This is a genomic window from Vreelandella rituensis (genome assembly GCF_003336665.1).
Classification (GTDB): Bacteria; Pseudomonadota; Gammaproteobacteria; order Pseudomonadales; family Halomonadaceae; genus Vreelandella; species Vreelandella rituensis.
In genome coordinates this window covers 84,191-97,557 of record NZ_QPIJ01000007.1, presented here as the reverse complement: position 1 = coordinate 97,557, position 13,367 = coordinate 84,191, and the positions used below count along the sequence as shown (strand labels likewise).

At 57.7% G+C, this 13,367-nt stretch carries 12 protein-coding genes; 7 read left to right on the top strand and 5 right to left on the bottom strand.

The window, feature by feature from the left end:
- Both DU506_RS05370 and dusA read left to right on the top strand, forming a co-directional pair.
- A partial coding sequence (locus DU506_RS05370) for an RNA-guided endonuclease InsQ/TnpB family protein (RefSeq protein WP_147273736.1) occupies nucleotides 1-347 on the top strand: 347 nt, incomplete at its 5' end.
- Between the two features lie 389 nt (nucleotides 348-736).
- Nucleotides 737-1,756, top strand: a complete 1,020-nt coding sequence (dusA, locus tag DU506_RS05365) for a tRNA dihydrouridine(20/20a) synthase DusA (protein ID WP_114485917.1) — start codon at nucleotides 737-739, stop codon at nucleotides 1,754-1,756.
- Here the strand turns inward: dusA and DU506_RS05360 are convergent.
- Entirely contained in the window at nucleotides 1,750-2,781 is a 1,032-nt protein-coding gene (locus DU506_RS05360; protein ID WP_114485904.1) for a succinylglutamate desuccinylase/aspartoacylase family protein, read from the bottom strand. The two genes, dusA and DU506_RS05360, sit on opposite strands and share 7 nt — an antisense overlap.
- Nucleotides 2,782-2,957: 176 nt before the next feature.
- On the opposite strand from DU506_RS05360, the gene DU506_RS05355 reads away from it, so the two are divergent.
- Complete coding sequence (locus tag DU506_RS05355; protein ID WP_114485903.1) at nucleotides 2,958-3,590, top strand: TetR family transcriptional regulator; 633 nt, start codon at nucleotides 2,958-2,960, stop codon at nucleotides 3,588-3,590.
- 127 nt (nucleotides 3,591-3,717) lie between these two features.
- On the opposite strand, the gene DU506_RS05350 is transcribed toward DU506_RS05355, so the two are convergent.
- The 3 genes from DU506_RS05350 to DU506_RS05340 form a co-directional block, all read right to left on the bottom strand.
- Nucleotides 3,718-6,906, bottom strand: coding sequence for an efflux RND transporter permease subunit (locus tag DU506_RS05350; RefSeq protein ID WP_114485902.1), 3,189 nt, complete (start codon nucleotides 6,904-6,906; stop codon nucleotides 3,718-3,720).
- Entirely contained in the window at nucleotides 6,903-8,198 is a 1,296-nt protein-coding gene (locus DU506_RS05345; protein ID WP_114485901.1) for an efflux RND transporter periplasmic adaptor subunit, read from the bottom strand. Before DU506_RS05345 ends, DU506_RS05350 begins: the two co-directional genes overlap by 4 nt.
- Before the next feature lie 80 nt (nucleotides 8,199-8,278).
- Nucleotides 8,279-9,817 carry a TolC family outer membrane protein gene (locus tag DU506_RS05340; RefSeq protein WP_114485900.1) on the bottom strand — a complete coding sequence of 513 codons (1,539 nt, stop codon included), beginning with the start codon at nucleotides 9,815-9,817 and terminating at the stop codon, nucleotides 8,279-8,281.
- Nucleotides 9,818-9,977: 160 nt separating this feature from the next.
- Here DU506_RS05340 and DU506_RS05335 point away from each other — a divergent pair, with 160 nt between their 5' ends.
- Both DU506_RS05335 and DU506_RS05330 read left to right on the top strand, forming a co-directional pair.
- On the top strand, nucleotides 9,978-10,868 hold the full coding sequence (locus DU506_RS05335; protein ID WP_114485899.1) for an alpha/beta fold hydrolase: 891 nt from the start codon (nucleotides 9,978-9,980) through the stop codon (nucleotides 10,866-10,868).
- 103 nt (nucleotides 10,869-10,971) lie between these two features.
- A complete protein-coding gene (locus DU506_RS05330) occupies nucleotides 10,972-11,322 on the top strand; it encodes a YqfO family protein (protein ID WP_114485898.1) in 351 nt (116 codons plus the stop codon).
- Nucleotides 11,323-11,344: 22 nt separating this feature from the next.
- Here the strand turns inward: DU506_RS05330 and DU506_RS05325 are convergent, their stop codons facing one another.
- Nucleotides 11,345-11,902, bottom strand: a complete 558-nt coding sequence (locus DU506_RS05325) for an NUDIX hydrolase (RefSeq protein WP_114485897.1) — start codon at nucleotides 11,900-11,902, stop codon at nucleotides 11,345-11,347.
- A gap of 112 nt (nucleotides 11,903-12,014) precedes the next feature.
- Here DU506_RS05325 and DU506_RS05320 point away from each other — a divergent pair, with 112 nt between their 5' ends.
- Both DU506_RS05320 and DU506_RS05315 read left to right on the top strand, forming a co-directional pair.
- The gene (locus tag DU506_RS05320) at nucleotides 12,015-12,668 is read left to right on the top strand and encodes a CoA pyrophosphatase (RefSeq protein ID WP_114485896.1); all 654 of its coding nucleotides are present in this window, start codon (nucleotides 12,015-12,017) and stop codon (nucleotides 12,666-12,668) included.
- Entirely contained in the window at nucleotides 12,668-13,357 is a 690-nt protein-coding gene (locus tag DU506_RS05315; RefSeq protein ID WP_114485916.1) for a 2OG-Fe(II) oxygenase, read from the top strand. The genes DU506_RS05320 and DU506_RS05315 overlap by 1 nt, the downstream gene beginning before the upstream one ends.
- Nucleotides 13,358-13,367: the final 10 nt, after the last annotated feature.

Below are 13,367 nucleotides of genomic sequence, written 5' to 3'. Positions count from 1 at the left end.
AGATCGTCAACGAGAACCAAGTGATCTGTGCTGAAAGCCTCGCGGTGAAAAATATGGTCAAGAACCGGTCTCTGGCGAAAGCCATCAGCGATGTGGGCTGGGGGGAGCTGGTGCGCCAGCTCGACTACAAGGCCGCCTGGGCGGGGCGCCAGTTCGTCCAGATCGACCGCTGGTACCCCAGCAGCAAGCGCTGCCATGGCTGCGGGTTTGTCGTCGACTCCTTGCCGCTCAATGTTCGCACCTGGGACTGCCCCGGCTGCGGCACCCAAGGCATCGACCGCGACGTCAATGCCGCCCGCAACATCCTACAAGCCGGCACCGCGCTGTTAGCCGGTGCTGAGCGTTGAAGCACTACCGAGGGGCACTCGGGAAGTTACGCCTGTGGAGTTTGTGTAAGACCGGCAATGCCAAGGCATTGAGGCGACGGACAGCGAAGCAGGAACCTGGAAGGTAACAACCAGGGAATCCCCTTCCACAAGCGCGTCAGCGCTGAAGGTGGGGGAGGATGTCAATTCACAGCTTTCGCTTTGTAACAGATAGTCCTTCTTGCGTACAATTGCCCGCCAACGAGCTCCCCCGCTTTTGATACGTTTTCATGGTGTACCACACCCGCTGTCATCTATGTGCCTCTTTCGTTATCGGTACTTTATTGATACACCAAACGTAATTTTAGACAGTATCAGACGGTACTTATTATGTATATTTATACAGCATACACAGTATGCAAGTGATTGATATGACTAAATTAAGCCCTGCCGATGCCGCCCGACGCTTTTCTGTTGCGCCGATGATGGATTGGACGACCCGCGACTACCGAGCCTTCGCTCGTACCTTGACGCACCATGCGCTGCTGTATACCGAGATGGTGACCACCGGTGCCATCTTGCATGGCACGCCGCGGGAGCGCTTTTTGGGCCATACGGACATCGAGCACCCCCTGGCGCTTCAGCTTGGGGGAAGCAATGCCGGGGAGCTTGCCGAGTGCGCGGCGATTGCCCAGGCATGGGGTTATGACGAGGTGAACCTCAACGTTGGTTGCCCCAGCGATCGGGTGCAGAACAATCTGATCGGCGCCTGTTTGATGGCGTACCCGGAAAAAGTCGCCACCGCCGTACGTGCCATGCAGGAGGCCGTTTCGATCCCGGTGACTGTGAAATGCCGTATCGGTATCGATGACCAGGACGAAGATGCCGACCTGGAGCGCTTCATCGCCACCGTCGCGGATGCCGGTTGCGAGGTGTTCATCGTGCACGCACGCAAGGCTTGGCTCCAAGGGCTTTCCCCCAAGGCCAACCGTGATGTGCCACCGCTGAACTACCCGCGCGTGCATCGTTTGAAACAGAGCCGCCCGGAGCTGCATATCGGCATCAATGGAGGCATCAAGACGTTGGCCGAGTGCTGCGAGCATCTTGAGCATGTCGACAGCGTGATGATAGGCCGCGAAGCCTATCAGAACCCCTGGATGCTGGCCGGTGTCGACCAAGCGCTTTATGGCGAGAACGGCCCGGCCTCTAGCCGAATGGCCGCCGCCCAAGCGTTTCGTCCTTATATCGCTCAACGCCTGGAAGAAGGCGCCAAGCTCAACCACATCACCCGCCATTTATTGGGGCTGTTCCAAGGCTGCCCCGGCGGGCGGCGGTTTCGTCGTCATCTGTCCGAACACGCACACCTGGAAGGTGCCGGGCTGCGGATATTCGACGATGCCCTGAGCCTGGTGCGTGAGCCCGATACACGCGAGATTGAATTGGCTCAATAAAGCGAGTCGGGAGGCGGAGCGAGACTCGAGTTGAAGCTTTCCACCGCGGTTTCCGCCTCTTCTATCGCATCGAAGCGAGCGATATGAAACAGTGCTTCCCCCTCGTTGGCCAATGGCAGGCGGCTCATGCCGATCACGATGCCATCGGCTATCGCCCGAACGGCACTTTCATCGTTGCCGAACGGATCGGCTATCTTGCCCAGCACTTCCCCCTTGGCCACGCGCGCCCCCAAGCGTACTTGGGGTCTCAATATCCCGTCGATGGGCGCCCGAGCCCAGCTGGAGCCATTGGCAAGTTCGGCCCCTGGCGGGGGGCGCCGACGCTGCTCGCCGGCAAGCATGCCCAGGCGACGCATGACGCGCAGTACCCCACGTACACCGGGTGAAATTGCCCACTCGTCAAAGCGCAGCGCCTCTCCAGCTTCGTAGGTCAGCACCGGAATTCCACGATTCTGGGCATAGTGGCGCAAGCTGCCCTCGCGCAATTCCGCATTGAGCACCACCGGCGCACCGAACGCATCGGCCATACGCTCGGTTTCACTGCCGGGGCGAAGTTGTGCCCGGATCTGGGGCAAGTTGGTGCGGTGAATCGCGCCGGTGTGAAGATCGATCACATGCGTGGCCTGATCGACGATCTGCTCGCGGAACAAGGCGGCAATACGGCCGCCCAGGGAACCTGATTCACTGCCGGGAAAGCACCGATTGAGATCACGCCTATCCGGCAGATAGCGGGTCTGCTGCAAGAAACCGAAGACGTTGACCACGGGGACAGCTATCAGCGTCCCCTTCAGGTTGTTGATGGCTTTTGAGCGCAGCACACGGCGCACGATTTCCACACCATTGATCTCGTCGCCGTGAATGCCACCGCATACCAACAATATCGGCCCTTCCTTGCGTCCGTGCACTACCTCGACGGGGATATGTAACGGGGTATGAGTATATAGCCGAGCCACCGGCACATCGATCTGCAAGCGTTGGCCAGGATTCACTTTTTCTCCAGCCAATTCAAAAGCGGCACGCACCATACTTCCCCCTGGAAACGAAAGTGTCTTTATAACGTCATAGGCAAGGTATGACGAGCCTTTCCATGACAGTTTGCCACTTTCAACATACAATCATGCATGTATCAATGCTTTTCCATGCCCTATCGGATAAAATCAATCCATTCCTACCAGCGGCAGCATACGACAGGAGGAGCCCTATGGCTCGGCGCACAAAGGCAGAAGCGGCCGCCACACGCGAGGCGCTTCTCGATGCGGCAGAAGAAATGTTCATGGAGCACGGAGTGGCGCGCACGTCGCTTGAGCAGATCGCTCGGCATGCAGGAATGACGCGAGGGGCGATCTATTGGCACTTCAAGAACAAGAGCGATGTCTTTCATGCCATGCTCGAACGGGTTCGCATGCCGTTTCAAGACCTGGTGGATGAAATCGAGACACTGGAACATGACGTCTCGTCACTGGAAGCCATACGCATTGCCTGCCTGAGAGGATTTTCCCGCCTCGAACAGCCGCGCTATCATCGTGTGCATTCGATTCTTATTCATCGTTGTGAATTTTTCAGTGATATCAACCCCATTGCCATGCAAACGGAAATCGCCGAAGAGTGCCATACCTCGCTTCAGGAACACTTCGCGTTTGCCTCACAGAAAGGCGCTTTACGTTCCGACCTTTCCGCCTCCGTGGCCGCCGACCTCCTGCATGCCACCCTGGGTGGGCTGTTTCACGAATGGCTGCGCAACCCTGAACGCTTCTCTATCCGTGAACGAGGAGAAACGCTTATCAATCAATTGCTGCTGTTGATGAGTCCTCCTCCGCTCTCTACGTCTGCGTAACTTTTCAAGACCGGACAGCTAACGTTAACCTTGCTCGGACACACCACGAGAAAAGGGCGCCATTCAAATGAATGACGCCCTTCAAAAACGCTTTACGTTCGCGTGAAACTTAGCGTTCGCTTAAAGCTTAGCGTTCTTTGCGCTCAACCGCCGGCTGCTGTTCGCGATGGTCGCCTATTGCCATTTTGCGCTGCAACCAGTCCGAGATATGCGCAATCATCGCATAGGAGGTGGGAATGAACAGACTGCCCAAGATGGCCACCGACGCCATGCCGACCGCCACGGTAGTACCGATATGGTGGCTGCTGACGTCGCTGGCCCCGGTGGCCAATGCCAGCGGCAGGGTACCGAAGATGAAGGCCAGCGAGGTCATCACGATCGGCCGGAAACGCAGTTCAGCGGCGGTAATCGCGGCCTCACGTATTGACTTGCCCTGCTCCTTGCGCTGCAACTCGGCGAACTCGACGATCAGGATGGCGTTCTTGGCCGCCAGCCCTACCACCACCAGCATGCCGATTTCCACGTAAACGCTAGTCTCCAGCCCGCGCATGGCGATTCCCCCGATCCCCCCCAGGAAAGCAAAGGGCGTTGCGGTAAGAACCGCCAAGGGCAATGACCAGCTTTCGTACTGGGCGGCCAGGATCAAAAATACCATGATCAACCCGAACACGATCGCCAGGGTGGCCGCACTGCCCATCTGGCTCTCCTGGTAAGCGGTGCCGGTCCAGCCCATCCCCCAATTTCCCCCCAGGGTTTCTTCGACAACCTCTTCCATGGCGGTAATCGCCTCACCCGAGCTATAGCCGGGTGCCGGCCCACCCTGGAATTGAGCACCCAGATAGACGCCGAAACGCGATACCACCGCAGGCTTGGCCTGACGCTCGAGGGTCACGAATTCAGACAGGGGAATGCGCTCCCCATTGCCACCGCGCACATGCACCCGGCTGATATCATCCGGCGTTCTGCGAAACTCGTCCTCGTTCTGCAGATAGACCTGGAAGTTACGATTCTGGTAACTGAAATAATTGACGAATCCCGCCCCGAAGGTATTCGCCAGAGTGGTATTCAGCTCACTCAATGAAACGCCGTAGCTGAGTGCCTTTTGTTGGTCGATTTCCGCTCGATAACCCGGCACATTGACATTGAAGGTGGTGAACACCCCCTGCAGCGCGGGATGCTGGTTGGCCGCCTGCATCACCTTTACCGACGCCTGGAACAGCTCTTGGGGGTTCGCCCCTTCGAAGGACTGCAGATAGCCGGTGAAGCCGCCCGTGGTGGAAAGTCCGATGATCGGCGGCACGTTGAAAGCCATCGCCGAGCCCCCCTCGATCTGGGCGCCCAGTTGCATGATGCGCCCCACCAGGCCATCGGCGGTCAGCTCGCGTTCCGCCCAAGGGTCAAGGTTGACGAACATGATGCCGCGCGCCGTATTAACCGAACTCGACAGAATATCGTAACCCGCCACGGCCGAGGAATAACGCACCCCCTCGATCTCTTCGATGGCTTGGCTAAGCTTGCCCATGTAGTCGCTGGTGCGGTCCAGTGAGGCCGCATCGGGCAAGGATACACTCACCAGCACGATCCCCTGATCCGTCTGGGGAACTAGGGTTGAAGGGGTGACCTGGTACAGCCACCAGGAGCCCACGCCTACCATGGCGACCAGTAGCAGAGCCAGGCCCCAGAAACGTACCAGGACTTTCACCAGCCACATATAGCCCGCGGTGATCGTCGCAAAAAGCCGATCAAAAAGCCGCAAGGGCGCCTTGAGTACCCGCCTGAATTTTGACTCGCTTTGCACAGAAGGCTTGTGCTTGATAAAAATCGCTGACAGCGCCGGGGTAAACGTCAATGCCATCAACGCCGAGAAGGCCACCGAGATCGCCACCGTCAAGGCGAACTGCTGGTATATCTGCCCGGTGAAGCCCCCCAGAAATGCCACGGGGACGAATACCGCCGCCATGATCAGGGAGGTCGCGATAACTGGCCCCCCGACTTCCTTCATGGCGCGCATGGTGGCCTGAAACACTGAGATATCTTCATCTTCACTCAATACGCGCTCGACATTCTCCACCACCAGAATCGCATCATCGACCACAATGCCGATGGAAAGCACCAGGGCGAACAAGGTGAGCAGATTGATCGAGAAGCCGAACATGTAGAACCCGGCGAAGGTGGCCAATACCGACACCGGCACCACCGACATGGCGATCACCGTGAAACGCCAGTTCTGCAGGAAGATGAACAGAATGACACCCACGATCAAGAAGGCTTCGACAAAAACCGTGAGCACGGTTTCCACCGATGCATCGATGAACAGGGTGGTATCGTAAGGCACGACGTATTCCAGCCCCGGCGGAAAGCGTTCTGCCATGTCAGCCATGGTGGCTTCCACCGCGGTGGCGGTCTCCAGCGCATTGGCCCCCGGCTGCTGGTTGATGATGATCGGGGTCATCGTAGCGCCGTTCAAACGGGCTTCAATCCCATAGAACGAGGCGCCCAGTTCAATGCGCGCCACGTCATTCAGGCGCAGCGATGAACCATCGGGGTTGGTACGCAGGTAGATATTGCGAAAGTCATCGACCTCGTTAAACCGTCCTCCCGCTGTGATCGTGTAGGTATAGGCGCGTGGATCGCTCTGGGGTGCCGCCGCAAGACTGCCTGCCGGCACTTCGGTGTTTTGCTGACGGATGGCCGTCGCCACTTCAGCGGGGGTCAGGTTATATTGCGAAAGTTTGTCGGGGTCCATCCAGATCCGCATGGCGAACTCGCCGCCGCCGAGCACTTCCGCGTTACCCACCCCCGGCACCTGACGCAGCGCGTCGAGAATATTGAGGGTGGCATAGTTCTGCATGAAGATACGCGGGTAATCGCCCTGAGGCGAAATCAGCGCCACCAGCATCAGAATCGAGCTGGAGCTCAACTCCACGGTCACGCCTTGATCCTGAACTTCCTGAGGAAGCCGGGACAAGGCGCCCTGAACCCGGTTATTGACGTTGATGGTGTTGATATCACCATCGGTGCCGATATCGAAGGCAACACTGAGGCTGACACTGCCGTTATCCGCGCTGTTCGAGGTCATGTACAGCATATTCTCGACGCCGTTGATCGCCTCGGACAGGGGGGCCGCTACCGCCTGGGCGACGGTTTCGGCATCAGCGCCCGGAAAGCGAGCCTGCACCGATACCGAAGGCGGCACCACGCTCGGGTATTGCTCGATCGGCAACACCCGCATGCTCATCACCCCGACCAGGGTCAGGATGATCGCCAGCACCGTGGCAAAGATCGGCCGCTTGATGAAGAAGTTAGAGAAATTCATGGGGTATTTTCCCCCTCCTCTTCAGCCGCTGGGGCACTCGGTCCATCCACGGCCTGTTCCTGCATTGCTTCGCGGATTTGCACCTGTTCTTCAGTTTGCTCTTGCGCCTGCTCTTGCTCTACTTCCTCGACAATCTCTTCAGCACCTTCTTCAAAGGGCTGCGGGTCGATCGATGTACCGGGCTGAAGACCGGCGGGGTCACCGACCACCACTCGGTCGCCGCTTTCCAGGCCTTCACGAATGATCTGCCAGGGGCCGGCAATCTCACCCAGCGTGACCGAACGCGCACGCGCCTTGCTTTCCTCGTCCAGCACGAACACCTGAGGCCCCATCAGCCCCTGCGTGACGGCAATTTCAGGCACGGTAAAGACGTCAAAACGCTTCAAGCCTTCAATACTCACGCGCACGAACTGGCCGGGCAGCACAGTCGCCCCGGGATTAGCAAAAGTGGCATTGGCCTGCACGGTGCTGGTGCTTTCGTCCACCCGAGAGCCGAGAAAGTCGAGACGCCCTTCCAGTTGGCTATCGTCGTTACCATACAGCCCGGGCACGGTGAGGCGTGCGGGAATGTCGGAAATCGTTAAACCATCATTAATCTGGCGGCGCAACTCGAAGGCATCACGCTGAGGCAACTGGAAGCGTACTTCCAGAGGTTCGAGCGGCGTGATGGTGGCAAGCTCCGTTCCGGCATTGACCAGATTGCCCACATTGATCCGGCTTAGACCGATCATTCCCGCGACGGGCGCTGAAACTTCGGTGTAGCCCAGGTCGATCTCGGCACTTTGCAATGCCGCTTGCGCCTGCGCCACACGGGCTTGGGCCACGGCCAGTTCAGCACGCGCCTGATCGTATTCCTGGCGGCTGACCGAATTCTGGCTAAGCAACCGCTCGAAGCGCTCGGCATCGCGCTGAGCACGGGCTAGTTCGGCGCGCGCACTCTGCAAATCCGCTTCGCGCTGATTCACTGTGGCCTGGTAGAGGTCAGGTTCAATGGAATACAGCTGCTGGCCTTTTTCCACCAACTGGCCTGGTTCGAAATGCCGTTGTTCAAGAAAACCCGTCACCCGCGCCACCAGGGTGACTTCGTCATCACTACGCAGCAACGAGGGATATGATTTATCCAAGGGCAAGTCCTGGCGAGCGGCTTCCATCACTGCTATAGGCCGAGGTGGAGCCTCTTGTTGCTCGGCGGAGGCCTGCTGCTCCGGGGCCTCCTGACCACAAGCCGCCAGCAACATGCCCATGCCCACCGCCAGCAAGGCAAGGCGGACACCGTTAACCATCGTTCTCATACGTTTATATCCCGTTGCATGCGTGAAAAGTTGACGTAGATTACAACCATACATGTATGAATGTAAATATCCGCCACCTATCACCTATCGTCCAGGCGTGGCCTATTCCCGATGTTCGTCACACTGTCCGAGCGTTTCTCCGCGCTATCTTCCGGCAATGTGAACGTAATGCTATCGCCTCGCAGCCAGTCGTTGAGCTCATTAATCACCTCGACATCCAGGATGCCCGACTGCTGGTGCAGAGAGAGCAGGTTAATCACATAATCGTAACGGGCCTGGGCGTAATCGGAAAAGGCGTTGTACAAGTTCTGCTCGGCATTCAACACATCCACGATATTTCGGGTACCGACTTCATAGCCCGCGCGAGTCGCATCCAACGCACTGCGGTTGGAAACAATCGCTTGTTGGCGCGCCTCGACGGTCGAGACGTCATTACTTACCTGGGTATACAAGGAGCGCACTTGCTGTACCGTCTCGCGACGCTGAGCCTCGAAATCGAACTGGCTGGCTTCCAGCCGGTAGGTACTCTGACGAATGCTCGCCTGGGTGCTGCCCCCGGTATAAATAGGCCAGTCAAGCTTGACGCCCAATTCACCGGTAGCGTCATGCCCTTGTATCCCGTCGGCATCGTTGTCGGCGTATTGATAGCTGGCAAAAGCGTCAACGCTGGGCAGGCGAAGCGCCTTGGCTATATTGACACTGCTTTTGGATACTTCGACACCCGCCTGTTCGGCAAGAATCAAGGGGTTGTTGGTGATCGCCATCTCGACCCAGAGGTCACGTCCCGCCGGGGTCGGCAGAACGACGGGGAATTCCTCATCGAGCGCCTCGATGCTGGAATAACGCTTTCCAGTCAAGCGTTCAAGCGCTTCAAAGCTGACTTGAAGATCGCTTTCCGCTGCAATGCGTATCGCGCGTGATTGATCAAACCTGGCTTGCGCTTCTTCCACTTCGGTGATGGCGATCAAACCCACTTCAAACTGTTCTCGGGCTTGCTCCAACTGACGCCCGATTGCGCGCTCTTGGGCTAGCCGTGCTTCAAGGACGTCATACGCTCTTAGAATATCGAAGTAAGCGCTGGACACGTTGATCAATACTTGCTGTTCCGTGGCGGCCAGAACGTAAACCTGCTGATCAATTTCACGCTCGGAGCGCTCCACCTCACGCCGATCGATCGCATCGAATAACGCTTGCGTGGCTTCAAGCGTAAAACTCACACTATTGACGTTGTCTTCATTAACAGAAGCGCTAGAATTATTTCTTAATGCTTGCAGGATTTGCCTCTGACTTTCATCCAAATTACCGAAGTCTGCCCCACCACCGGTAGATGATTGCGTCTGGCTTTCAAACTGCCGGGTATGCGCCGCGTTGCCGCGCAGATTCACCTGAGGCAGCAGGTCTCCTCGCTGAACATCGAGCCCCGCTTCGACACTCTGGCTTTGGGCACGAACGGAGCCCAGTTCAGAATTGTTGTTCAATGCATCGCGGGCAATCGTCAATAAATCCGCGGCAAACGCAGGCGTTACCCATGTCATGGCGATGAGTGCCGGCAATAGCCCACGCCGCAAGAAACGGCCGTTCGTGGTGGCAGCCGCCGGAGATGAAACGGATCGCAACATAGCCTTTTCCTCATACTTATCAGTCGGAATACATATACATACATTGTCGCATGTTTTAGAGCCGAAGCTAGAGAGTGTCGCTGGTTTTGCACTTTTTTTCATGTATGGCCCTTCCACCTCAGCTATGCTGCATCGCAACACATCACCTAGAGGAAGTCGCATGCATGCCCTGGAACTAATCAAGGTACGCGAGTTAGAGATAGCCGTGCGCATCTGGCACCCTGACGCCCCCAATACGGTCATCGCCTGGCACGGCCTGTCCCGCCATGGGGGTGACTTTGCCGCCCTGGCACGGGAACTCGGGCCTCAATGGCGCATTCTCGCGCCGGATACTCCCGGTCGCGGGCTTTCCAGCTGGTCGTTGCATCCAGCGCATGATTATCTCTACTCTCACTATATGCGTGTGGCTCTGGCTGTGCTCGATCACTTCCAGTTGGAACGCGTTCCCTGGATCGGTACGTCCATGGGAGGCTTGCTGGGAATGCTGCTGGCCTCCGAAGAACCGTCCGCCTCACGTATTCAGTGCCTGGTACTCAACGATGTTGGCCCCGAGCTGGATGCTCAGGCGTTGACCCGCATGGCCACCTACTTCAGCGTGGTAAAGCGCTTCAATGATTTCAGTGAACTGCTTGCCGAGCTCAAGGAACAGTACCGTGACTTCGGTATCGATACCGAAGCCGGGTGGCGGAGGATGGCGCTGGAAAGCGCTCGACGCTTGCCGGATGGCACCTGGAGTTACCATTACGACCCGCGTATTGGTGAGCAATTCATCCACGATACCCCGCGGGATATCTGGGCCGATTGGACACGCATAAAGTGCCCCCTGATGCTGATTCGTGGCGCGCATTCTCCTCTGCTTACCGTCCAAAGCGTGGCTCGGATGCAAGAAATACAGCCTTCGCTGGTCACCTTGGAGGCCCAGGGCTGCGGCCATGCGCCGATGCTCGACCGTCCCGACCAGGTCAAGCCTATCGCCACTTTCTTGCAGGCGCATGGCAATGTCGATTCATTACCTTGGTGGCAGCGTCTGAAGCGGCGCTTCGTTTCTTGAACCGACATCAACGACGCCGCCTTCAACGCCATGCTATCTTTTCTGGAAAGTCTGCCTTCAACTAACGGGCTTCAAGCACCGCATGTCCATGGAGGAATGAGCCGTGTACAAAGTCGTTTTTTTCGTGCCTGAAGAGGCCGCCGAAACCGTCAAGGAAGCCGTATTCGAAACCGGTGCCGGGCGAATCGGCAATTATGAGGCCTGTTGTTTCCAGACAGCGGGGACCGGCCAGTTTCGTCCCTTGCCGGGTGCCGAGCCCCACATCGGCCAGGTAGGGGAGCTCGAGTACGTGAAAGAACTCAAGGTGGAACTAGTGTGTGAAGATACGCTGATTTACACCGCCGTGGCCGCGCTCAAACTGGCTCACCCTTACGAAGAGCCGGCGTTCGATGTCTGGCGTCTGGATGACGTCTGGATGACGTCTGAGCCTACGATTCCACGACGGATGCTGTAGCCGTTGCCAGGCGAACCTTGGGCTAGGCTGAACCAAAGTAACGCTCACGGTCCTCAAGAGTGACGGCGCTGATGTGCAGGGGAAATTCGCCATGGCGACGGTCAGCGAAGAAATGCTGCAAGGTGCGTTCGATGGTGGGAAAGGCGAGTTCGTCCCAGGGAACCTCGTGCTCCTCGAATAACGCAACTTCCAGGCTTTCTACCCCGGCGTCGAAGCCACCGAGCAAGTCGGCACGAAACATCATGTACACCTGATTGATGTGCGGGAGATCGATCAAGGTGTAGAGGCCGCGCAACGTCACTTCGGCGCATGCCTCTTCACGCGTTTCGCGAGCGGCGGCTTGTTGGGTGGTTTCAGCATTTTCCATGTAACCCGCCGGTAGTGTCCAATAACCTTTGCGTGGGCTGATGGCGCGCCGACAGAGTAATACGCGCGAGCCGCTGACCGGCAGGGTGCCGGCCACGATACGCGGGTTCTGGTAGTGGATCGTGCCGCAGGATTCGCATAGATAACGCGGTCGATCATCGCCATCTGGAATGGCGAAGCACAGTGTATGGCCACAGTGGCTGCAAAAGTTCATCGTATTTCCTCTGTTGAGCGCATTCCTGCTGCGGCTGGTGGACAAGACAATCTTTTATCCTTGACGCTGATCACAGCCCAAAGGTAAAGGTATCAAATTCGATGGATACGCCATGTTAGAGAAACTCAACGAACGACTGCAACTGCTTCGCCCTCAACGCTTCACCCATCTGGCGCTTCCCGAGGCTGCGGTGTTGCTACCTATCGTCGAACGAGCCGAGCCAACGTTACTGTTCACGCGGCGAGCGCGACACATGAGCACCCACAGTGGCCAGGTCGCTTTTCCCGGCGGTAAACGTGAACCTGACGATCCCGATTTATATACTACCGCCCTGCGTGAAGCCGAGGAAGAAATCGCCTTGGCACCGCAATATGTACGCTGCCTGGGCAGCTTATCCGATGTGCTCTCCCTGCATGGCATCTGCGTAACGCCCTGGGTAGGAATCATTCCACCGGATTTGCCGCTGCGCCCCGAGCCTACCGAGCTTGACACCATCTTCGAGGTTCCGTTGCACTATTTTCTGGAAGACAATCGCACTCATACCGATGTGATCACAGTGGATGGCCGTGCCCATTACGTCCCCAGCTATCACGTTCAGGGCCATGTGATCTGGGGGCTCTCGGCGATGATGCTGGTCGAATTGCTCGCCGAGGGTTTCGGTATGCCGCTCGATATCTACCAACGCCCAACCGGGGCTTTACGTCATCATCCCGAACGCCCTATCCCGCGTACCAGGCCCCCTTCCTCCCGGGGAGTCTTACGATGATGCAGGCTTCGCCTTCCACCACACTTTCTTCCACTGGCGACCCTGCCCCCGTATTGCGCCCCGATGCGCTACCGGCACTGGTCGACGCCTTGGTCGAACAAGGTTGGTATCTTGGTGCGAACGTCATCGATGCCGACCTGTGCCAAGCCCTCTATCAGGAATGCCTGCACATGGCCGAACATGGCGCTCTCATACCGGCGGGAATTGGTCGAGGAAAAGAACACAACATACGCCGTGACGTACGCGGTGATGCCATCCATTGGCTGGATAGGGAAAGCCAGGCCCAGCGCCGTTACCTGGAAGCCATGGCAACGCTTCAACAAGAGCTTAACCAGACACTATTTCTGGGGCTGTTCGAATACGAAGCGCATTTTGCCCATTACCCCGCCGGCGCTTTCTACCAGACGCACCTGGACAGTTTCCGCGGGCGCGCCAACCGAGTGCTCTCGACCGTGGGTTACCTCAACGCGGGCTGGCCGGAAGATGGCGGAGGTGAAATGGTCATCTACGCCCCTGATGCCCCCCATCGAGAAGTCGCCAGAGTGCGGCCGCAAGCCGGCACCTTCGCCTGTTTTCTATCCGAGACCATTCCCCATGAAGTGCTGCCCACCCGCTTGCCGCGCGCCAGCATTGCCGGCTGGTTTCGGCGTAATGCGTCACTCGGAAGCGTTATCGACCCGGCACGTTAAACCCCATGAG